The 20,830-nt window shown below is 54.9% G+C and carries 18 protein-coding genes and 1 pseudogene; 5 read left to right on the top strand and 14 right to left on the bottom strand.

Annotated elements, in window-relative coordinates:
• Positions 1-84 precede the first annotated feature (84 nt).
• Entirely contained in the window at positions 85-975 is an 891-nt protein-coding gene (gene dapA / locus RGB73_RS06775) for a 4-hydroxy-tetrahydrodipicolinate synthase (protein ID WP_310770311.1), read from the top strand.
• A 558-nt stretch (positions 976-1,533) separates the two neighbouring features.
• Here dapA and RGB73_RS06770 read toward each other — a convergent pair.
• Positions 1,534-1,947 carry a nuclear transport factor 2 family protein gene (locus RGB73_RS06770; protein ID WP_310770309.1) on the bottom strand — a complete coding sequence of 138 codons (414 nt, stop codon included), beginning with the start codon at positions 1,945-1,947 and terminating at the stop codon, positions 1,534-1,536.
• 110 nt (positions 1,948-2,057) lie between these two features.
• Entirely contained in the window at positions 2,058-2,510 is a 453-nt protein-coding gene (locus RGB73_RS06765) for an NUDIX hydrolase (RefSeq protein ID WP_310770307.1), read from the bottom strand.
• Between the two features lie 240 nt (positions 2,511-2,750).
• On the opposite strand from RGB73_RS06765, the gene RGB73_RS06760 reads away from it, so the two are divergent.
• The 3 genes from RGB73_RS06760 (at position 2,751) to RGB73_RS06750 (ending at position 5,226) form a co-directional block, all read left to right on the top strand.
• Positions 2,751-3,662, top strand: a complete 912-nt coding sequence (locus RGB73_RS06760) for a macrolide 2'-phosphotransferase (RefSeq protein ID WP_310770306.1) — start codon at positions 2,751-2,753, stop codon at positions 3,660-3,662.
• Between the two features lie 404 nt (positions 3,663-4,066).
• On the top strand, positions 4,067-4,333 hold the full coding sequence (locus RGB73_RS06755; protein ID WP_310770304.1) for a DUF4085 family protein: 267 nt from the start codon (positions 4,067-4,069) through the stop codon (positions 4,331-4,333).
• 59 nt (positions 4,334-4,392) lie between these two features.
• Positions 4,393-5,226, top strand: a complete 834-nt coding sequence (locus RGB73_RS06750) for a DUF92 domain-containing protein (protein ID WP_310770302.1) — start codon at positions 4,393-4,395, stop codon at positions 5,224-5,226.
• A 139-nt stretch (positions 5,227-5,365) separates the two neighbouring features.
• On the opposite strand, the gene RGB73_RS06745 is transcribed toward RGB73_RS06750, so the two are convergent.
• The 5 genes and pseudogenes from RGB73_RS06745 to RGB73_RS06725 form a co-directional block, all read right to left on the bottom strand.
• Positions 5,366-6,160 (bottom strand): SDR family NAD(P)-dependent oxidoreductase, encoded by a 795-nt coding sequence (locus RGB73_RS06745; RefSeq protein ID WP_310770299.1) that lies wholly within the window; start codon positions 6,158-6,160, stop codon positions 5,366-5,368.
• 184 nt (positions 6,161-6,344) lie between these two features.
• The gene (locus RGB73_RS06740) at positions 6,345-7,397 is read right to left on the bottom strand and encodes a helix-turn-helix transcriptional regulator (protein WP_310770297.1); all 1,053 of its coding nucleotides are present in this window, start codon (positions 7,395-7,397) and stop codon (positions 6,345-6,347) included.
• Positions 7,398-7,465: 68 nt separating this feature from the next.
• Positions 7,466-8,061, bottom strand: a pseudogene (locus tag RGB73_RS06735) (AAA family ATPase).
• 274 nt (positions 8,062-8,335) lie between these two features.
• The gene (locus RGB73_RS06730; RefSeq protein ID WP_310770295.1) at positions 8,336-10,126 is read right to left on the bottom strand and encodes a M3 family oligoendopeptidase; all 1,791 of its coding nucleotides are present in this window, start codon (positions 10,124-10,126) and stop codon (positions 8,336-8,338) included.
• A 306-nt stretch (positions 10,127-10,432) separates the two neighbouring features.
• A complete protein-coding gene (locus tag RGB73_RS06725) occupies positions 10,433-11,371 on the bottom strand; it encodes an MBL fold metallo-hydrolase (RefSeq protein ID WP_310770293.1) in 939 nt (312 codons plus the stop codon).
• Positions 11,372-11,696: 325 nt separating this feature from the next.
• On the opposite strand from RGB73_RS06725, the gene RGB73_RS06720 reads away from it, so the two are divergent.
• Positions 11,697-12,224, top strand: a complete 528-nt coding sequence (locus tag RGB73_RS06720) for a Crp/Fnr family transcriptional regulator (protein ID WP_310770291.1) — start codon at positions 11,697-11,699, stop codon at positions 12,222-12,224.
• A 91-nt stretch (positions 12,225-12,315) separates the two neighbouring features.
• Here the strand turns inward: RGB73_RS06720 and hmpA are convergent, their stop codons facing one another.
• The 7 genes from hmpA to RGB73_RS06685 all read right to left on the bottom strand — a co-directional run bounded on the left by hmpA (position 12,316) and on the right by RGB73_RS06685 (position 20,754).
• Positions 12,316-13,524 (bottom strand): NO-inducible flavohemoprotein, encoded by a 1,209-nt coding sequence (hmpA, locus tag RGB73_RS06715; RefSeq protein WP_310770289.1) that lies wholly within the window; start codon positions 13,522-13,524, stop codon positions 12,316-12,318.
• A gap of 161 nt (positions 13,525-13,685) precedes the next feature.
• Positions 13,686-14,483 (bottom strand): methyltransferase domain-containing protein, encoded by a 798-nt coding sequence (locus RGB73_RS06710; protein WP_310770287.1) that lies wholly within the window; start codon positions 14,481-14,483, stop codon positions 13,686-13,688.
• Between the two features lie 185 nt (positions 14,484-14,668).
• The gene (mobB, locus tag RGB73_RS06705; protein ID WP_310770285.1) at positions 14,669-15,178 is read right to left on the bottom strand and encodes a molybdopterin-guanine dinucleotide biosynthesis protein B; all 510 of its coding nucleotides are present in this window, start codon (positions 15,176-15,178) and stop codon (positions 14,669-14,671) included.
• Positions 15,179-15,184: 6 nt separating this feature from the next.
• The gene (locus tag RGB73_RS06700) at positions 15,185-16,444 is read right to left on the bottom strand and encodes a molybdopterin molybdotransferase MoeA (protein ID WP_310770283.1); all 1,260 of its coding nucleotides are present in this window, start codon (positions 16,442-16,444) and stop codon (positions 15,185-15,187) included.
• A 48-nt stretch (positions 16,445-16,492) separates the two neighbouring features.
• Complete coding sequence (locus tag RGB73_RS06695) at positions 16,493-18,841, bottom strand: FdhF/YdeP family oxidoreductase (protein WP_310770281.1); 2,349 nt, start codon at positions 18,839-18,841, stop codon at positions 16,493-16,495.
• Positions 18,842-19,060: 219 nt separating this feature from the next.
• Positions 19,061-19,426 carry a Na-translocating system protein MpsC family protein gene (locus tag RGB73_RS06690; protein WP_310770279.1) on the bottom strand — a complete coding sequence of 122 codons (366 nt, stop codon included), beginning with the start codon at positions 19,424-19,426 and terminating at the stop codon, positions 19,061-19,063.
• A 53-nt stretch (positions 19,427-19,479) separates the two neighbouring features.
• Positions 19,480-20,754 carry an L-lactate MFS transporter gene (locus tag RGB73_RS06685; RefSeq protein WP_310770278.1) on the bottom strand — a complete coding sequence of 425 codons (1,275 nt, stop codon included), beginning with the start codon at positions 20,752-20,754 and terminating at the stop codon, positions 19,480-19,482.
• Between the last annotated feature and the right edge of the window lie 76 nt (positions 20,755-20,830).

Genomic DNA, 20,830 nt, shown 5'->3' with positions numbered 1-20,830 from the left:
ATATTGCTTATCACTTATTATAGATAACACTGATAGTGATTGCCATGGTAAAGTACAATCAAAGGAATTCAGGGAGGAATCACCATGCTGCAGGAACGCGATTTGCAAGGCATTTACGTCCCGGTCATCACTCCATTTTTGCCGAGTGAGGAACTGGATCTGAACTCATACCGGAACCATGTGGAAGAGCTGTTGAACCACAACATTCACGGCCTGATCGTCAACGGAACGACGGGCGAGTCTCCGACGGTTTCCTGGGAGGAAGTGGAGCAGCTCGTGCAAGTCACGAAAGAAGTCATGGCTGCGCGCGGCAAACAGCTGCCTCTGGTGGTCGGCACGGGCACGAACAGCACCGCATCCACGGTGAAGCGGACGGAGTTGGCGGGAAAATTGGGCGCGGATGCCGTTCTGGTCGTCACACCGTACTACAATCGTCCTCCGCAAGCGGGTGTCCTCGAGCACTATCGTCGGGCGGCAGCGGTGGGAGTCCCCGTCATCGCCTACGAAATCCCGCATCGGACGGGGCTGCGTCTGGCGGCGGATACGATCAAACGGGTGCTGGATCTGGACGGCGTGATCGGGATCAAGGACAGCACGGGAAGCCTCGAGCTGCTGAATGAGCTGCTGAAAGGGGACACGAAGCCGGTGCTGTGCGGGGACGACATCCTGTTCCATTCGATGCTCAAGCAAGGCGCTGCTGGCGGGATCCTGGCGTCCTCCATCATCCAGACGGACGTGTTCCTGCAAGTGTATGAGCTCGCCAAGCAAGGAAAGTTCGACGAGTCGCAAAAGGCGTTTGACTCGCTTGTGCCACTGATCCAAAAGCTGTTCCAGGAGTCGAACCCGGCACCGATCAAGTGGGTGCTGGCGGAGCAAGGTATCTTGGCTACGGATACGCTGCGTCTGCCGATGAGTCCGATCAGCGCGGGGCTGCAGCAGGAATTGAAAGAGGTGCTGGGGGCGTTTGCTCGCTAGTCTTTCCTCTATCGCTTTCGGACGTTTCATTTTTACATTCGATTGGATCCTCTTGTTTCGGAAGAGGGTCTTTTTTTGTGGCTATGCTTCGCTGTCTTTAAAAGACGCTTCACTCCTACTGTTGCCTCGGGGGCGGAAAAAGGGGAAAACGCTGTGGCTCTTGGATCACAGCGGGGAAGCGGCATCTGGCCAGCTCCATTCCAAAAGAGGAACGGCGTCCAAAAGCAGCGGTTTCGGGGGAGTCTCTCTGGGTTGGACGCTCGGGCGTGTTCCTCTTTTTCCATTCCGCTTGGGTCGCGCCCCAAAGGCCTTCGCTTTTTTCTCCTTTTTCCGGGGCGAGCTTTAGGTGAAAAGCCTTTTTGGGCTCTGCTTCGCTGTCTATAAAAGACTCTTCATCCCACTCTTGCCTCGGGGCGGAAAAAGGAGAAAACCTGCTGTCTGATGCAAAGAAAAAGCGGTGGTGTAAGACTTTGAAAATCAAGTCTTACACCACCGCTACATAACTACAATACACAAACAGAAAGTTGAATTGATTTGAAGCTCAGGTTTACTAATCTATCAACGGACTCTTCCATCAAAAGCTTCTTCCAGTGCAGCCGTATCTTCGAAGATTTGAAAAAACTTTATCTTCTCCTGTTCTACTTCGCAAATAATTGCCCAATCACTCTCGAACACTTTCCCGGTTACATTGACCTTGATGCGGAAATTCCCCCATGCACACGCTGCTTCCTGATTGCCGATGAGTTTGTGGAGGACAAACCTCTCTATTTGTTCTGCTTCTTCTAATACGTTTAAATAATTCCTAACGCCTTCTTTTCCATGAAATGTGCCGTATAAAGGAATTTTTTCTGAGGGCTCTTTTTTAAGAATGATAAATTTCGCCTCATCATGAACCAATTCGATCACTTTATCAATCTGTTTGCTTCCTAATGCTTGAAAATAGCTTGTTAGCACCTGGTGGGCACTTTGCATTTTCTACAAATCTCCCTTCGAATTGGCGGAATAAGCCTGAACAATCCGATAGTAACATATGTATCCATCAGCCTAACACTTTTTACTCTGCAACTTTAAAGCTCGGCAGCTCAAGGCCCTATACCCTGGAATGTCTTTATGACCGCCCAGACCTGGTGTTCATGAAACAACAGATCCTCTGCTTCCTCCCTTCTTATCCAGACGAATTCGTGGTCGTCTTCTGTCGGCGCCTGGGGGTGGCTCACTATTTGAGCTGTATAAAAATAACCGTCACTGATCATATATTCGTGCAGCGTTGTGGAGTAAAAATATCGCTCAGCACGACCGATGAATGGTCCCACAGCAATCAGGCAGCCGAGTTCTTCCAGTACCTCGCGTTTGAGACATCCTTCATGGGTTTCATTCGCTTCCATCCCCCCACCGGGAAGAAAGTAGCCTGTGGACGTTTTGACCGCAGCAAAGGCATCGTTTTTGTCATTCATGATAATGGCGTAAACGCCTTCTCTTCTACTGTAAGAAATACCCTCCAGCTTTTCGCCGAAGGTCACTTTTTGTGGTTCCATGGATGGTCCCCCTTCTTGAAGTTGCTGTTCGAAGAAAATAACGTGGTCGTAAACATGGTATCATGATGGGGGAATTCCCTGACAACAAACCGGAGGCTTCCATTATGTGCATCTACTTCATGCGAATTCGTTACTAGGAATAGACGAATGAGGCTTGCTCCATTTTTTAAGAATTTGGGGACGGCTTATTTGCGTTGCAAACATTTCTAATAACAATTCAAATGAAGAGGTGTATTTTTTATGGAGAAAAACAAGGATCAAGTATCTACGGTGTTGGAACTTGCATACAAGTATGGATTGATATTGAACCGGGACTCGGTGCTCATAAACGAATCTGGATTGGATTTTTTGGCCAGCTTTGCCGAAGACGAGGAAGGAATGCCCTGGGTTTTGCGGCTGCCGCGCCGTGACGATGTGGTGGAGTCCGCCGCATACGAGCAGCGTGTGCTTTCGCTGGTGAAACCGCGGCTTCCGGTGGCGGTACCGGATTGGAAAATTCATACGACGGAGTTGATCGCTTATCCGAGGCTTGCGGGCGTCCCGGCAGCAACGATCGACCCTGAGGTGAACCAGTATGTATGGGAGATCGACGAAAAGAACTTACCGGAGGCTTTTGTTGATACGTTGGCCACAACTTTGGTAGCACTTCACTCGATCGGCAACGACGAAGCGGCTGCCGCGGGCATTCGCATCTTGACTTCAACGGAGGCTCGGACTGATTTCCGAGAAAAAATGGAATGGGTGAAGCGAAATTACAACGTTTCCGATTCGCTCTGGACACGCTGGCAGCGGTGGATAGCTGATGATTCTTACTGGCCGACTTTCTCGACTGTGGTGCATGGAGATCTACATCCGGGACATCTGTTGATCGGAGAGAATGGGCACGTTACGGGACTAATTGATTGGACGGAAGGGGAAGTTTCCGATCCGTCGATAGATTTCCAGCTCTATTATGCGCTATTTGGCGAGAAAGGCTTGAGCAAACTGCTTGACCGGTATGAATGTAGAGGCGGCAGGGTGTGGGCACGCATGGCTGAGCATATCGTAGAACGGTATGCAGCTTATCCGGTGCTGATCGCATTGTTTGCTGAGAAGTCCAACTCGGATGAGTTTCGGCAGTATGCGCAATCTATGTTAGGCAGAGAAGGGTAACGAATGACGGGCTTCCGGAATGTTCCGGGAGCCCATTATTTTGATCGTTTCAATGAGAACTAACGGGGATCGATAGCTCAATAAACTAGGCCAGTCTAACACTTTATTTTTGTGTTTTGACTGGCCTTTTTGTATGGAAGGATTGAATAGTCTTATACCTATTTTTCTAAGGTAAAGAGCTTTTCCAGTAATAGCATCAAATCAACAACATCAGTCTAATTCTTTATTTTCTCTGAACAGTTGCAGTGTCTTCATTTGTATTTGAAAGGTCTGACAGTTATAATAGCTTACGTCTTTCCATTTTTAGTGTAAAAATTTACCTTCATTGACAACAAGGGAGGCAAATCATTGAACTCCCAAAAAATGTGGTGCAATTACACGAAAATTCATTGCACGATGCAAAAGTGAAATCAATTGAGTACCCGTCAAAAGATACCTTTGTCATGACTTTAGACTGTAGAGGTGGGTTTCACTATTTTACAGACATTACACTCACTTTTACAGGGGTAGAAGAACTTTTTGTGCCCGATCATTTTGAAGGGGCCTGGTGGCTATATAATGAGGTTTATTCTACCAAAACCGGTTTTGAATTGCATGTCTTATTCGAACGTCCTTTTTCAGAAATGAAAATTTCGGCTGAAAATGTATTCATTGCGGAACGGAAAAAATAGGAAAGGAAGCCTCCTGCATAGAGGTATAATCGTTCCAAACAGAAGGAGGCGAAAAAGCAGTGGAGTGGTTCATTGGACTGGCCTGCAGCACAGCAATTGCGGGAGCGGCTTATGCAAAACGGTCGCTGGCCGGTTCCGGCTTTTTCGCGGCGGTGGTACTGGGCACGGTGATGTATGCACTCGGAAGCGCGATCTGGTTCGGCTCCCTCATCGCTTTTTTTATTTCGTCGACTTTATGGTCCAAGTGGAAAAAGCATGCAAAGAAAGAGGCAGAGAGCGGCTATGAAAAAAGCGGGACGCGCGATGCGGGTCAAGTGCTCGCCAACGGAGGGCTGGGGCTGCTGTTGTGCGTAGCCGATTGGGCGTGGTCCCATCCGCTTTGGTGGTACGCCTTCCTCGGTGTGATGGCGGCAGTCACTGCAGACACGTGGGCTACGGAAATCGGCGGCTTGAGCCAGAAGCCCCCGCGATCGATCAAAACGGGGCGGCGCGTTCCGCCTGGCACATCCGGTGGCGTTTCTGGCCTCGGAATGGCTGCTTCGTTGGCCGGTGGCCTGTTTATCGGTGCTGTAGCGTGGATGCTGCTTGGGTTGCACGGCCAATCTGCGCCGGATGCGGCTGTGGCGGAGCTTAGACCTGCCGCCTGGATCGGAGTAGCCGGTCTGGCAGGTATCATAGGGTCGCTGACCGATTCGTGGATCGGTGCGACGTGGCAGCAAATGTACCGCTGCAGCGTCTGTGACCGCGAAATCGAGCAGGCCCGCCATTGCGAAAAGCCAGCCGTGCGGATCCGCGGCCGCGCCGGCTGGAACAACGATGCCGTCAATGTCGCCGGCTCTCTCGCGGGCGGAGCGGCAGCCGCTTTGCTGGCGCTGGCATTCGGCTTGGCCTGACATGAAAAACCGGAAAGACTTCGTATCGCCTGCGATGCCGAGTCCTTCCGGTTTTTATTTTGGGAGTCCATCCTCCATACCAGCCGGTGATGCCAGATTCCGGCCTAGACTGTCGGGTGAGAAGTCAAACCCGAACGATTTAAAAAATAGTCGGTACCATTCCCCCATCCATCCGAATCGGCGAACCTCTAAATGCGGACGCGTAAGGACTGCATACAAATGCTGCGAGCCTGCCGATCTCCATCGGCTTGATAAATCGCTGCAGCTCGGATTGAGGCAGGTTTGCAGCCATGAATTCTCTCTCTTTTTCGGAAAAGCTCATATCTTCATCGGGGTACATCCCCTCAATAATTCGCTGCACGTTTTCAGAGAGTGTCGGTCCCGGCATGATCGCATTGACTGTCACTTCTGTGCCTGCTGTCAATTTTGACAAGCTTTTGGACAACGACAGCAGCATGGATTTGGTCATCCCGTACTGAGGCATTTTCCCCGATGGCATCACGGCTTCTTCACTCGCAATGAAGAGAATGCGGCCAAAACCGTTGTTCATCATTTTCGGCAAATAAAATTTACACAATCCATTCGCAGCAAGTACATTCGTCCGGAAGTATTTTTCCCAGATTTCATCATCGACGTCCTCATAGTCCATGATTTCATAAATCCCCATGCTGTTCACTAAAAGATCAATATGGGGGTATTTTTCAAATAATGCTTCTCTCTGTCGGATATCCACGAGATCGGCCGCCGCATTTTGAGGAGTAGTAGCCGGATATTTTTCCTTTATTTCTCGTACGGTTTGCTCTACCTCTTCATTGTTCCGTCCATTAATCAGTACATGAACCCCTTCTTTGGCAAGTTCAATGGCGATGGCTTTCCCTATCCCTTTCGTCGATCCTGTAACCAAAGCTGTTTTGTTGCGAAGTCCCATATCCATCCTGCATTTCTCCTATCCTACCCCGTATTCTGCATAACGATTTCACGATCAGACAGCTGAGTTGGCCATCAATAATGAAAGAGTCTTGTGCTTTCGGATAGGGAGAATATTATCTTGTCTGGATGGTTCCGTAACTAGCGTATGGCGCCAACGTACTTGTTTCACACGCCAAATGAAACAAAGACTAGCTCCCCGCTGTATGGGACGGGTTGCGAGTAGTATTCCCGTTTGCGTCTGCATGCTTCGTACGCCAATGGGAAGGTGTATCCCCTTCCCATTGGCGGAAGGCGCGGTAGAACGAATTCTGGTCTTCATACCCAAGCAAGAAAGCCACTTCCTGTATATCGAGGGTAGGATTTGCCAAATATTCTCGTGCCTGCTCATGCCGCGATTGGATCAGCAGATGTTTGTAGCTCGTTTTTTCGTCGGCAAGCCGTCGCTGCAAGCTGCGATTGCTCATTCCCAGCTCCCTTGCGACAGTCTGGATGTCGGGACGCCCTCCGGCAAGGCTTCGTTTCAGGATCCATTTGACCATCTCTGAAATAGAACGGCTGCGCTGCTGTTCCTCCACTGATCGGTCCAGAGCGGGAGTCAGGATTTCCAACAGCTCTTCGTTGTACGAGACAAAGGGCCGGTCCAGATCACCTCGGCGGAGCGTCATCCGGTTTCCTTTTGCACCGATCTGGATGGGGCAACCGAAGTATGCTTCAAGGGCCTGCACGTCGCCCATTGATTGCGAAAATTCGACGAGCCCTGCCGTCAAAGGGTGACCCGTGCCCCGACGCCCCAGCTCCAGAAGCGATGCCAGAGTGATTCCTACCAGCATCGGCGGACCGGGCTGCCCGGCAGTCAGCCATTTGAGTTCGATGGTACAGTACTCGCCCTCCTCGGTGATCCGTAAGCTTTCGGGGGGACACAGTTGTTTGTACCGGGCTATTCGGATCAAGGCGTCACGATAGTCACGAGCGTGGTACGTCGCCAAGAAAGGCGGTGGGAACTGTGCGGTTTCAAAGACGGTCGCAAGCTCGATGATTCCTTTGGCGGTGTCGCCAATGAGGTCGGAATAAGCCTGCCAGATCGCGTAATACTGGGCAGTGGTGACCATCGGTTCCGTAATAACGGAGAGCGGCAGTTGTGCTTTGCGAGCTACGTCGGGGGCAGAAATCCCTAACTGACCGACTCCTGTCCAAAAGCCTGCGGGAAATTTAATGCGGCCAGCGGCATGATGAGACTTCATCCATGTGCGACCTCCTTTCCGCTGGATTTTCAAAAACAAGTTCGTGAACTCATGCTCCTTGCGCGTTGTTAGTCGAAGAAACGAATGTGCCTGATCTGGGTCATTACTCGATCCTTCCATTTTCCGATTTTTCCGCGCCTGTCTGGTTGGAGTTGGATATTCAACTGGGCGGCAATCGATTCTGCCACCATTGCAACTGTCAGATTTTCCGTATCCAAATGATGCCGGAACGTATCATGAGACAGCCCTGCTATACATCGATCGATCTGCTGGGCAGCCCACGAATTCTTTCCTTCGCCTCTGGTTCGCATCTCTTCAGCAAAACTTCCTTGCTGGCACATAACGTAAAATGGTGAACAGTGACTCCCTCGTCTCTCAGTTTCCCTACCATTTCGGAAAAATACCGGGGGTTAACGACCGTCATTGGCACAATGATGGTCCCTCTATATTCACTGTCCATGTATTTCAGCATCGAATAATTGATTTCACGCCACATCGGATAATCCTGAAAATCACTTTTAGCGATTTCAACGGGGATGTTCTTTCGGATGTAGTAACCCGCATGTTCGGGATCAAAAATGACAGAGTGAGGAATCCTTCTCTGCAACTCAAAAGACGTCTGCGTCTTGCCCGAACCAAATGCACCATTCACCCATATCATCATAAGCTTCCCCCCTTGAACTTGTCCCGATAGAAGTGAGTTTCAATCACTGTTGTATCCAGTCTAAGGGATCCCTGCCTTGATGAACAGCACCTGAAAAAAGGAAAAAGGCAGCCTGATGTGAAACACACGTTCCAGACTGCCGCTTTATACAAATGATGGAAGCCCCCATGGCTGTACTGTTCGTATTAACCTTAAGTGAGGCATACACAAGCAAAAAGCCTGTCCGCAAAGGGACAGGCCTTCCTTCTATCCTCTATCGTGTGGCGATCCCGCCTTACGCCTCTTCCGTCAGGCGGAGGAATTCATCGATGTCGGCAACGGCCAGGTCTACGGCTGCTTGCCAGAATTCGACTTGGGTCATGTCTTCGCCCAGATGGATTTTCGCGAGGTCTTCCACCATCAGGCGGCCGGTGTCCCGGAGGAGCGCGTCGTATTTGGCGGCGAAGCTCTCCCCTTCGGCGAGGGCGCGTGCGTAGACGCTCAGGCTGAACAAATAGCCGAACGTGTACGGGAAGTTGTAAAACGGGTAGCCGGTGATGTAGAAATGCAGTTTGGACGCCCAGAAGTGCGGCTCGTATTCGGCCAGCGCTCCGTCGTACGCCTGCTGCTGCGCCTCGGTCATCATGCGGTCGAGGTCGGCCGCGCTTACGAGGCCGTTTTTGCGCTGCTCGTAGAAGTTTTTCTCGAACAGGAAGCGCGCCTGGATGTTCATGAAGAACGCTACGACGGACTGCAGCTTGTCTTCGAGAAGAACAAGCCTCTCCTCTTTGCTGGATGCGTTTTTCACGGCTGCATCCGCCAAGATCATCTCGGCGAAGGTGGATGCCGTCTCCGCTACGTTCATCGCGTAGTTTTGCGCGAGCGGCGGCAGATCCCACATCACCTGCTGATGATAGGCGTGGCCCAGCTCGTGGGCGAGAGTCGACACGTTGCTGGCGTTGCCCGAGTACGTCATGAAGATGCGCGATTGCTTGCTGACCGGGAAACTGGTGCAGAAACCTCCGGGGCGCTTGCCTGGGCGATCCTCCGCCTCGATCCACGCTTCGTCGAACGCCTGCTGGGCAAACGCCGCCATCTTCGGATTGAACCGGCCGAAGTGCTCGACGATCATCGCTGCGGCATCGTCATACGGCACTTTTTTGTGCGAGCTGCCGATTGGCGCGGACACGTCGTACCAGCTCAGCTTTTCGAGGCCGAGCAGCTTCGCCTTGCGCTGCAGGTAGGCCACTACCCGATCCTTGCGGTTGTTGATCGCCTGCCACATGGCTTCCAGCGTCTTTTCCTGCATCCGCCCGATGTCCAGCGGCTCGCGCAAAGCCGATTCCCAGCCGCGGTGCCGGTACAGCGCAAGTCTGAAACCCCCGAGGTGATTGAGCGCCTGCGCGCACAGCTCCGTCTCGTTGCCCCACGCTTCCAGCCACTTCTCAAATACCTGCTTGCGGACGGCACGGTCCGGATGGCTCATCAGATTGAAGGCTTGCCCGACGGACAGCTGCTTTTTCTCCCCGTCCAGCTCCACCTCGATGGTCATGCGTCCCACGACGGCATTGTACAGGTCTTGCCAAGCGTGATAGCCGTCCACAGCCAGATCGTTTGCGAGCACTTCCTGCTCCGGCGGCAGTTTTTCCTGCGCGCGGCGGCGGCGTTCGTTCAGCGGAAACGCGATCGGCTTCAGCTCTTCGTCTGTCAGGAGCGCTTCCCAAGCGGCAGCATCGATTTTGAGCAGCTGCTCTTCCCAGCGGGTCAAAGCCCCGCCGAACGCGGCCGAAATGCTGTTGACCCGTCCGCCCAACAGTTTGGCCTTGTCGTCTTTCATATTTTGCGCCGTCAGGCAGGAGATGAAGGCACCTGCCTGTCTGACTCGCACCGCGATCCCCTGTACGCTGGAGAGTACCTCTACAAATGTCTGCTTTTCCTGCACCGGCAAGTCCGGCTGCTCGACCCTCGCCTTGAGCGCGGCGATATCGCTTTCCAGCTCTCCGAGAAACGAATGGAATGCTGCGGATTCGCTGCCTCCCGGAAACAGTACCTCCAGATCCCAGCGTTGCGGCAATGCTTTTTCCATGACAATCCCTCCCGATATGTACGTATCCGTTCCTACTGTTTCCCTCTGGCCTTTCATGAAAACTCCCTCGACAAGAAAATATCATAGAGGCATGGCCAGGATTGAAACCGACGGAATGCCGGATGAAGACGCAAAGGCACTTCATCTGGCAATTCCGAATCCTTCAGCGGGCGCACCCGCATAAAAAATCTTACTCAATCAATGAAGTTCGATAAGGATCAAATGAACTCCTTCCCCCACAAACAAAACCCCTGACTTCTCTCCCAAGGGAAAAGTCAGGGGTCTTGTTCTCAGATCACCTGCAGTTTACACCGGCAAGGAATACGTCTCTCCCTGCTTCTCTACCACAATCCGGTCCCTTTCGGCGCCGGCTGCCGCAATCAGGCGCTGGATCGGCTCCTCGACAGGCTCCTGCGAAAGCACAAACGTATTCCAATGGATGGGCACCAGCCACTTTCCGCCGGTCTGCTTGAACATTTCCCAGGCTTGCTCCGGCGTGCAATGGGCGCCCTGATACGAATCCGGCTTGTAAGCTCCGATCGGCATAAACACCAGATCGATCGGGCCGAACTCGTGCCGCAGATTCTCCATCGAGAGGTAGGCGGTGTCTCCGGGGTACAGGATGCGCGTGCCGTTTTTTTCGATCACGTAGCCGTTGTAGCCGTAATCGCGGTTCCACGGGAAGCGGTTGCCCCAGTGCCGCACCGGGATCGCCGTGATCTTCACCCCGTGGACAGTGGTCGTCTGATCGTGCGGCTGCAGCTCTTCCACCGAAGCAAACGGCATCCTGCGGAGCAGTCTGCCCGTATTCAGCGCCGTGATGACGTGTGTCGAGCGATTCGCCAATCCGCGCAGGGTGGGCAAGTCCACGTGGTCCATGTGGGCGTGCGACAGCAGAATCAAATCGACCTCTCCGACCTCTTCCAGGGAAAGGGCAGGCGGTGTATAGCGCTTGGGACCAAAATGGATGCCCGCGATGCGAATCCCCAGTTTTTCTCCCAGCACGGGATCCGTAATGATCTTGGTTCCGTACAGATTCAGCAGGATCGTCGAATGCCCCACCCAGGTGAAGGTCACCTCGTGCTCGGCCCAGTCTGCCGGCATCGGCTTGTGTTCCAGTTCGCGATACGGCGGCTGAGGAAGATTCCCCATGTGCTGCCAGTAGCGATAGGCGGTGTACCCGAACAGGAGCAGAATCAGCGCAATGATGAGAATACCAATCCATGCAAGTATTGTGATCAGCATCGAAAGCTCCTTTTGACAAGACCAATTGATGCCATCATTATAACAAACGACGCCGAGGGGAACGCAAGCGGCAAGCGTCGGCAAACTGTCGGACCATGCCCGCTCTTTGCGGCGCTGCCTCATGAACCCGCTTCCCGTCCATAAAAAAAGCGTGTGCCTGCCTGAAACGCTCCTTCTTCCCATTCCCAGCCACAACTAGGCTTCGATTATGGGGCTGACGTTCGTCCCTCCTGCCATTCCGAAAAATACCGTCAGAACGGCTGCAGAGGCGAACCATTATGCTACAATGACTCAGGTATCATTTTTTCCATCCGAGGTGAACCCCATGATTTTGCATAAAGGTGAGACGCTCTTTCGCCAAGGCGAAACCGGCCCTCTCTACCATCTCCATAAGGGCATGCTGAAGATCAATCGGCATCATGCCGACGGTGCCGTTACGCTCGTCAACATCATCGTGCCGGGCGAGACCATCCCGCACCACTCCCTCATCAGTCCGAATCCGTACTACGGGACGGCGATCGCCCTGGTAACGAGCGAGGTAGAGGTCATCGACGCGCCGACCTGGTATCGCGAGCTGGAGGACGACCACGGAAAATGCCGGGAGATCGCCCTCCAGCTGCAATCCAAGCTGCGCATGATGCAGCAGCGAATCGACCAACTGTCAGAAGTACAGCCTGCCGAAAGACTACGCAAGCTCCAGCTCTGGTTTCAATCGTTCGTGCCCGTGGAGTCTCTTTCAGATGTGCTCACCCAGGACGAGATCGGGCAGCTCATCGGCTTGCGGCGCGAGACGGTGAATCGGCTGCTGCGCGCACAAGCTGCCGAGGCAAAAAGCGAACGACAAGAGGAGTGATCGTGCCTGTTATGCACGAAAGAGCGTCAAAGCGCTCCCGCACTCCCGCAGTTGGCCGGACCTGCTGAAAAGCGATTCAGCCGGCTTCGTCTTACAGGCTTCCCGCCGGACCGAAAAACTCGAAATGCACGTCGCCGGACGGGATTCCCCACTCCGACAATGCCTGTTTGACCGCTTGCATGAAAGGCACCGGACCGCAGAAATAATAGCTGGCCTCTTTTACAGGCACAACGGACTTGAGCCATTCCAGATCGATGTAGCCTTCCTTGTCGAATGCGCCGGCTTCGCGATCCTGCTCGGTTGGCTGGCTGTAGCACCAGTATGCGGACACGTGCGGATGCTCGCTGCAGATGCGCTCGACCTCTTGGCGCAGGGCATGCCGCTTGCCGTTTTGCGCAGCGTGGATAAACGTCACCTGGCGCTTTTCCTGTTTGGCGAGCTCATGCAGCATGCTGACCGTCGGGGTCAAGCCGACACCGCCGCTGATAAGCACGACTGGTCGCTGCCCTTCTTCCAGCGTGAAATCGCCTGCCGGTGCGGAAAGCAGCAGTACATCGCCCTCTTTTACACTCTCCGACAAATAGACAGATACTTTTCCTGCCGGCTTGTCTCCCTGTGCATCCTCCCGCTTGACCGAGATGCGGTAGTACGGTTTTCCCGGAGCGTCTGACAAGCTGTACTGGCGAATGTGCGTAAAGCGTTCTCCCGGAATCTCCATCTTCACGCTGATGTACTGTCCCGGTTTGAAAGCTGCGATCGCCCGACCGTCCTTCGGCACGAGGTAGAAGGACGTGATGACGTCGCTTTCCCGCTCCTTTTTCTCCACGATGAACTCGCGGAAGTCGGACCAGCCGCCTTGCTGCTCGCGGGATTGCTCGTACATCTCCGCTTCCACGCTGATAAACGCGTCCGCGATCACGCCGTACGCCTCCGCCCACGCCTGCAGGATCTCCTCCGTGGCCGCATCGCCGAGCACGTCCTTGATCGCTGCCAGCAAGTTTTCTCCTACGATCGGATAATGCTCAGGCAGGATGCCGAGGCTGCGGTGCTTATGACCGATCTGTTTGACCACGGGCAAAATTTCCGCCAGGTTGTCGATATGCTGGGCAGCCGCGTATACGGCGTTGGCGAGTGCCGTCTGCTGCCGTCCTTGCTTTTGATTGGCGTGATTGAAAATATTCAAAAGTTCCGGGTGCTGGGTAAACAAGCGCTCGTAAAATCGTTTGGTAATCGCAGTCCCGTGCACTTCCAGAACAGGCACTGTCGATTTGATTACGCCTATCGTTTTTTCGCTAAGCATCGAAATCCTTCCCTTCGAATCAGGTATACCTTGATTCTAGTAGAGGGAGCTTCTTTGCCTCTGTGATTTCAATCACAGGAAAACGAAACGATTTGTGACAGGAAGGCGCGTTTACCGCCAAGGCGCGTTTACCGCCAGGCGCGTTTACGGCCAAGGCGCATTTACCCCCAAATAGCTCGGAAGCTCATGTAGGGAAACAGGCCGAAAAATCTTCCGTCCCGCACCCGCTGCCGCGCTTCGGCTTTCAGGGCGGCTGCCGCTTCTTGTGAAACGATGCCCGCGTCTGCCAATCGGTCCGCTCCACGCAACACATAGTCCAGCATGTAAGAGGGATCCTTCCCTACGTACGAATACCCTTCCGCTTGCACATTGGCAAAGCTAAGCGCAGTCAGCATGGCGGGAAGCTGCCTGACCAGCCACGGATTTTGGCTGTTGGACGATTTCATGATGTCCACACACGCCTGCAACGGGTCGTGTTCACGGATCGCAACCGAGCGGCTCATGTAGTCGCCGTCGAAAATGACGAGCTGGCCGCCCTTTCTCAGCACGCGCCCCGCTTCCTCAAGGAATCGCTCGGGTGCTGGCACGTGCCCCAGCACCGTATGAAAGACAACCATGTCGAAAGCCTGCCCCGAAAAAGGCAGGTCCCGTCCGTCCCCCACCACAAACTCGACGTGCGGATGCGTGTTCAAGGACCGCGCCTTTTCAACAAAAATTCTGGAGGGATCGATCCCTGTCACTTTTTTCACTTCCGGACGCTCGGCAAGCAGCCTCGTCACGGCTCCGGTCCCGCAGCCGACTTCCAGCACCTCCATTCCGTCCGGCCAGTTCAGCTTCGCCAAATACGCATCGACAATCCCCCGCATCTCCAGGTCTGCCGCCCGTATTTCCAGACTTTCGCCGAGCTTTCGCTGCACGCTCGGATCGACCTTCGCTATGTTTGCATACGGATCTCGCATGTATGCATGCTCCCCCTCTCGATTGGGCCCGTGGCATCTTCAGCCCAGCGCGTAAATTTTCGACTATTCTTACAATAATACGCGATTTGCTGCCACAAAAAAACAGGTCCTCCCCGCCGCCACTCGCCTGCGGCAGCCGGAAGACCCGTCTTCTGTTCCCAACTTCCTTTGCATCTGCTCTGCGGCTAATCCTCCCGCTGCTTTGCCAGCAGCTGCTCCACGAACTCAGCGATCGCGTCGGCATCGTGGACGGAGAACTGCGGCCACTTGTTCTCCTTGACCGGCTCCCAGGCGATGACGGCCTGGATCTTTGACACAGTGTGCAGCAGCTCCTGATCCTCGGGCTGTCGGAGCAGGACCAGCTTGGAATACCCTTCCCGTTTGAATCCTTCGACGAGAATCAGGTCGGCTCCAGCCTGCGCCAGCCGCTCTATCAGTTCGGGAAGCCGGGTAGGCCTTTGCTCGACGATGGCCGTCTTGGTCCGGGAGGTGATCGCCACAAGCGACGCCCCTGCCTCTCGGTAGCGCCAGGTGTCTTTTTCCGGCTGGTCCCATTCAAAATCATGCCCGCCGTCGTGCTTGACGACTCCGACGCGGAGACCTTTGCGCTCGAACCATGGGATCAGCTTGGTTAGCAGCGTCGTCTTGCCGCAGTTGGAATAGCCGACAAGCTGCAGGACAAATGGTGGTTTCACGCCAGATCAGCCCTCCTGTCTCCAGCTGGGCGCCGCATGGGTCAGCACTTCCACGAGCTCGCCCGCCTGCTTTCCACCGCCACCCGCCGGGATGATGATGAAGCATTCGCTGTCTTTCAGCGTCCCGAGATTGCCCGCCTTTTCATTGAAATCAGGCTGGGCGTACAGGACACCATCCTTTTCCAGCAGCCTCCCCCTGAGGTAGCGCGGATACGGACAAGGCTTGGCATACGCGATGGAGAGTCTTGCCCGGATCGTGCGCCGACGCGGCTCGCTCGCGCCTGCCAGCACATGCAAAGCCGGGCGGACAAACAGCTCGAATCCAAGAAAACAGGCGCCTGGATTTCCGGACAAGGCGATAATCGGCTTTCCAGCGACCATCAGAGCGGTGGTGGGACTCCCCGGACGCATGGCAACCCGGTTGAACAATAGGTCGACTTCCGGCTCGTCCGTCAGCTCCGCCATCACATCAAAGTCGCCTACGGATACCCCTCCGCTGGTGATCAGCACGTCTACCTGTTGCAGATGCTTCGCGATGGCGCTTTTGGCCACTGCGAGCTCATCCGGCAAATTGGGGAATAAAAGCGGAACGCCGCCCGCCTCGGCAATCAAAGCGGACAGCATGAAAGCGTTGCTGTTGCGTATTTTCCCCGGAATCAGAGGCTGATCCACATCCACGAGCTCGATCCCCGTGGACAGCAGGCCCACGCGCGGCTTGCCGACTACCGTGACCCGGGAATAGCCGAAAGTCGCCAGGACGGCGAGCGTGCCGGCGTTGATTTTTTCACCCGCCCGCGCGATGACCGTGCCTTGGGCGATTTCCTCTCCTCGCCGGGACACATTTTCCCCCGGTCGAAGCTGGCGTCTGATTCCTACCTCCGGAGCTTGGGCGGCCAGCTGCTCGGTTTGTTCGAACATGATGACGGCGTCGGCGCCCGCAGGCATCATCGCCCCCGTCATGATCCGGCTGGCGCACCCTTCCGTCAGGGCGACTGCAGGGACGGCACCCGCAGCGATCGTCTCCACCACCTTCAGGCGGACCGGCTGATCGGGAGCGGCCAGCACGGTATCGGCCGCTCTCACGGCAAACCCGTCCAGCGGGGAACGGTCGAAGTGCGGAAGGTCGCAAGTGGCATGGACATCGTCTGCCAGGATTCGGCCGTACGCCTCCCCGAGGGGCACTTCTTCCTCCCTGCCTATCGTCAGGCGCCCCTTCAGACTGTTCCATGCTTCCTCCACCGTTACCATCTGTCGCGAAAAGCGCATCCCCTGCTCCTCCTCTAGCCTAGCCGCCGCTCATGCTGCATGTATTGGTCAACCGACGTTGACTTCGAGATCCTCGATCGGTTTTTCTTTATACTTCAAATCTTTCTTCGCGTTGAACGTATCTGCCTTTTCGATCTTCACAGCCGTATTGTATTCCGGAATCCCCGCATACGACTCGTAGACTCCTTTTGGAATCAAGACGTTTCCTTCCGGCCAGTACACCTGGATGTTGCCTCTGCGGGTCGCTTCGAACTTCGCGCGTCCCTGGAAGGTGCCGTATTTATTATACACGACGATGCTCTCGCCTTCAGCAATTCGCAGCTCGCGAGCATCCTCGGGGTTGATCAGGACATCGTACCGATCCGCGTTGTTGAACGGATCCGTATCGTGGTAAATCATCGAGTTGAACTGCTTGCCCCGGCGAGTAGTCACGTAGAAGTGCCCCTCCGGCTTGTTCAAATTCGGGATCTCGATCGGAATCAGGTTGGCCTTGCCATCCGCCGTCGGGCAGACGCCATCCTCGCAGAGCCACGCTCCGCCCCACTGGAAGACATCGCCGCGCTTCTTCAAATGCTGGATGCCGTCGTAATTCGGATTGGCCAAAGCGATCTCAGCCCGAATCTCATCGGCGGTGGAAAAGTGCATCAAATGCTTCTTCTCCGGACGGACGCGAGCGGCCAGGTCCACGTAGATCTCCCACTCCGAACGCGCCTCCTCGATGCGCGGCCCTTCGATCTCGGCGCTGAAGTAGACCATCCGCTCCGTGCTCGTCGACGTGCCGCCGCCCGGTTGCTCGTAGCGGGTCATCGCAGGCAGCACGATCACTTCTTCCTTCGCATCCACGAGGGTCGACGTATTGAAAATAATGTCCTGATGCACGCGCATTTCGACGCTCTCCAGACATTTGCGCATGAAGTCGGGATCCGGCATCGTCTCGAGGAAGTTGCCCCCGCTCGTGTAAAACAGCCGTGTCTTGCGCTCGTGCCCGTCCGGCAGAAGCGCGTTTTCCAGCGTCACGCCGACGATGTCCCCCTGCCATTTCGGGATCGAAAAGCCCCACAGCTTTTCGATTCGCGTCCAGGTCTTTTCTTCAAAATCGCCGCCCGGAAGGCTGAACGGGTCTGCTCCCATCTCGCCTGAGCCCTGTACGCCGGAATGGCCGCGGATCGGCATCACTCCGCAGTGTTTGCGGCCCAAAAAACCGCGGAGAATGGCCAGATTGGCCACCTGCGAAATGTTGTCCGTCCCGAAGCGGTGCTGGGTGAGTCCCATGCTCCAGACGAATACACCGGACTTTGAGCCCGCAAGCAGCACCGCGAACTCCTTCAGGCGCTCCCGGCTGAGACCGGAGGACTTCTCGATCTCCTCCCACGTCTGCTTCCTGACATGCTCTTTCAACTGTTCGAGGCCATTGGCATGCTCCCGCACAAACTCGTGGTTGATGGCGGAGCCCGGCTGTTCCTCTTCCATCTCGAACCAGATCTTCATCACGCCGTTCATGAACGCGATGTCTCCGCCGATGTTCACCTGGTAAAAATCGTCCACGATCTTCGTGCCGAACAAGGCGCTGTCCGGGACTGACGGAATCCAGTACTTCTCCATCGCCGGTTCCTTGTACGGGTTGATCAGGATGATTTTGGTGCCCGCCTTCTTCGCCGCGTACATGTACTTCGTGGAGACCGGCTGGTTGTTGGCCGGCACCGATCCCCAGAACACGAGGACGTCCGTGCCGATCCAGTCCTGGTAATTGCAGCTGGACGCCCCGATGCCGAGCGACCGCTTCAAGGCCGTTTTGCTCGGCGAGTGGCAAATGCGGGAGGCGTTGTCGATGTTGTTGGTGCCGAGGAAGCGCGCCATTTTCGCGGCGGTGTAGTACACTTCGTTCGTAATGCCGCGAGCCGTCAGGAAAAAGGCGAGCTGCTTGGGATTGATGCCTTTGATCTTGGCGGCGATGCGGTTCAGCGCGTCATTCCAGGTGATGCGGGTAAACTTGTTTTCACCCGGCTTGCGCGACAGCGGAAACGGAATTCTCCCCAGCTTGCGCAGCTCTACGCTGGACAGCTTTTGCAGCGCGCTCACGTCCTCCAGATGCTTCGGATCTATGGCCGGCATCGTATTCAAGCGCAGCACGTTCAAGCGGGTGGTGCACAGATGCGGTCCCGTCAGCGTCTGATCGTACAGTCCGGATACGCCGAGAGCGCAGCCGTCGCACACTCCTTGCGTCAGGATCCGGTACGCGTACCCGAGATTGTCCCGGTTGTCGTACATCACCTTCATCGTGTCGCGTATGTGATGCGGCTTGATTTTCCCCAGTCCCATCGGCATCAGGGATGCCCACAGGGAAGGCTGCCACGATGTATCCAGCTTGATTGGTCCGCTATGTTTGGTCTTGCCCATTCTCTCTCTCCTCTCTTTTGGCCGACCCCCGCCCCATGCCCCGGACAGTTCTTCCGGCGCGCCTATGAAAAAACCACCATAAACCGTCCCTTGTCCCGAGGAAAAGAGCGTGTTCACGGTGGTTGTCTAAGGCAGGTTCGCTACCCAAGTCTCAACTGCGTGTTTGTTCGCGAGCCCGTTCGTCCAAATCGGAAAGCAGGTTCGCTGCTTCGTTTGGACTTACGGCTCGTTTTTCCATTTTTTCTCGATGTCTTGATCGAATACAAAGATGGACATCCCGAAATCGCGCTCGATGTCGATATCGACGAACAAATCGACGAGATTGGCGCCCAAAAAGGCTTCCATATCTACCGGCCTGTTTTTTCGGTACATCTCCTTCACCATTTCGGTCCGTGCAGCTCGCAATGTCTGCTTTCCTTCTTCAGATGTGGCGATGAACTTTTCCACCGGCGAAAGGTTGCCTTCCATTTCACAGATCGCCCAGTTCTTGCAAAACGTGGTGTTGATCTTGCTCGGTCCCTTGCCCATGTGGCGTTTGCGGAAAGCCCTGACCAAATTGCTGAATTCTGCTTCGAACTTATTCATCTAGGAAAATCACCTTTGCTTCATTCCATTCTCTACTATGACTTTACCATTGTTCAGCTAGCCAATTCAACAGAGTTTTCTCTCCGTTTTGCCTCTTCTCGCAATTTTTTGATATCCAGGCGAATGAGCAGCGAGATGACGAGGGCGACGACGAACATCGCGGCGAAGATGCTCATGGTCCCGGTATAGCTCTGAGTGGCCTTGCGCACCCAGGCGGCGAAGATCGGACCAGCCAGACCGGCTGCCGCCCATGCCGTCAGGATGTAGCCGTGGATCGCTCCCAGCTGCTTCGTGCCGAACAGGTCGCCGATGTAAGCGGGAATGGACGCGAAGCCTCCGCCGTAGCACGTCATGATGACGAACATCGCCAGCATGAACAGAATCGGACTCGTCAGGTTTGGCAGCAGGAAGAACAGCACCATCTGGATGGCGAAAAACGCGGTGTACGTGTTTGGACGTCCGATGTAATCCGAGAAGGAGGCCCAGCCGATGCGGCCGCCGCCGTTGAACAGGCCGTTGAGACCGACCATCAGTGCCGCGGTGCCGACCGACATCCCCACCATTTCCTGAGCCATCGGAGAGGCGACGGAAATGACGGCAATGCCGCACGTGACGTTGATGAACAGCATGAGCCAGAGCAGGTAAAAGCGGCGCGTCTTGACCGCTTCGTTGGCAGTCAGCTGGCACAGATCCTTCTTGATTTGCTTCGTGCCTTCAGCCGCGTCGGCGGAGAAGCCGGCCGGCACCCAGCCTTGTGGCGGCGGGGACAGGTATTGGGCGGAGGCGAACATGACGACGAAGTAGATGATACCCAAAATGTAGAACGTATTCGCAATCCCGACGCTGTTGATCAGGCTGTTCATGATCGGACTTGCGATCATCGAAGCGAAGCCGAAGCCCATGATGGCCAGACCCGTAGCCAAACCGCGGCGGTCCGGAAACCATTTGACCAGCGTGGAAACAGGGGTGATGTAGCCGACTCCCAGTCCGATTCCTCCCAGCACGCCATAGCAGAGATAGAGGAGGGGCAGACTGCCGAGATTCATCGCCAGGCCAGAACCGACGATGCCGACTCCAAAAAAGATGGAGGACAGGATCCCTGCTTTGCGGGGACCGTGCTTTTCCACATAGTGACCGAGAAAAGCGGCAGACAGGCCCAAAAACAGGATGGCGATGCTAAACGTGAACTGAACGTCGGGCAGCTCCCAGCCGTATTGCTTGGTGATCGGGTTGGTAAACACACTCCAGGCGTAAACAGAACCGATCGAGAGGTGAATCCCCACCGCCGCCAGCGCTATGAGCCAGCGGTTTTTTACAGGTTGCTCCATGTGACGCATCTCCTTTACGATGGATTGATGAATGATTGCCCGGATTGCCCGGTCGAGAAAAAAAGAAAAACTGCCG

This window comes from Brevibacillus brevis (genome assembly GCF_031583145.1).
Taxonomy (GTDB): Bacteria; Bacillota; Bacilli; order Brevibacillales; family Brevibacillaceae; genus Brevibacillus; species Brevibacillus brevis_E.
The sequence above is the reverse complement of the archived record's forward strand: the minus strand, read 5'-3'. Positions and strand labels throughout refer to the sequence as shown.

What these genes read in the sequence shown, in the direction of transcription:
- RGB73_RS06710 (WP_310770287.1), bottom strand. Translation starts at nt 14,483, where the DNA reads ATGCGAGATCCGTATGCAAACATAGCGAAGGTCGATCCGAGCGTGCAG.
- RGB73_RS06725 (WP_310770293.1), bottom strand. Translation starts at nt 11,371, where the DNA reads ATGCTGATCACAATACTTGCATGGATTGGTATTCTCATCATTGCGCTG.
- RGB73_RS06720 (WP_310770291.1), top strand. Translation starts at nt 11,697, where the DNA reads ATGATTTTGCATAAAGGTGAGACGCTCTTTCGCCAAGGCGAAACCGGC.
- RGB73_RS06745 (WP_310770299.1), bottom strand. Translation starts at nt 6,160, where the DNA reads ATGGATATGGGACTTCGCAACAAAACAGCTTTGGTTACAGGATCGACG.
- RGB73_RS06700 (WP_310770283.1), bottom strand. Translation starts at nt 16,444, where the DNA reads ATGCGCTTTTCGCGACAGATGGTAACGGTGGAGGAAGCATGGAACAGT.
- dapA (WP_310770311.1), top strand. Translation starts at nt 85, where the DNA reads ATGCTGCAGGAACGCGATTTGCAAGGCATTTACGTCCCGGTCATCACT.
- RGB73_RS06690 (WP_310770279.1), bottom strand. Translation starts at nt 19,426, where the DNA reads ATGAATAAGTTCGAAGCAGAATTCAGCAATTTGGTCAGGGCTTTCCGC.
- hmpA (WP_310770289.1), bottom strand. Translation starts at nt 13,524, where the DNA reads ATGCTTAGCGAAAAAACGATAGGCGTAATCAAATCGACAGTGCCTGTT.
- RGB73_RS06760 (WP_310770306.1), top strand. Translation starts at nt 2,751, where the DNA reads ATGGAGAAAAACAAGGATCAAGTATCTACGGTGTTGGAACTTGCATAC.
- RGB73_RS06695 (WP_310770281.1), bottom strand. Translation starts at nt 18,841, where the DNA reads ATGGGCAAGACCAAACATAGCGGACCAATCAAGCTGGATACATCGTGG.
- RGB73_RS06765 (WP_310770307.1), bottom strand. Translation starts at nt 2,510, where the DNA reads ATGGAACCACAAAAAGTGACCTTCGGCGAAAAGCTGGAGGGTATTTCT.
- RGB73_RS06685 (WP_310770278.1), bottom strand. Translation starts at nt 20,754, where the DNA reads ATGGAGCAACCTGTAAAAAACCGCTGGCTCATAGCGCTGGCGGCGGTG.
- RGB73_RS06770 (WP_310770309.1), bottom strand. Translation starts at nt 1,947, where the DNA reads ATGCAAAGTGCCCACCAGGTGCTAACAAGCTATTTTCAAGCATTAGGA.
- RGB73_RS06730 (WP_310770295.1), bottom strand. Translation starts at nt 10,126, where the DNA reads ATGGAAAAAGCATTGCCGCAACGCTGGGATCTGGAGGTACTGTTTCCG.
- RGB73_RS06740 (WP_310770297.1), bottom strand. Translation starts at nt 7,397, where the DNA reads ATGAAGTCTCATCATGCCGCTGGCCGCATTAAATTTCCCGCAGGCTTT.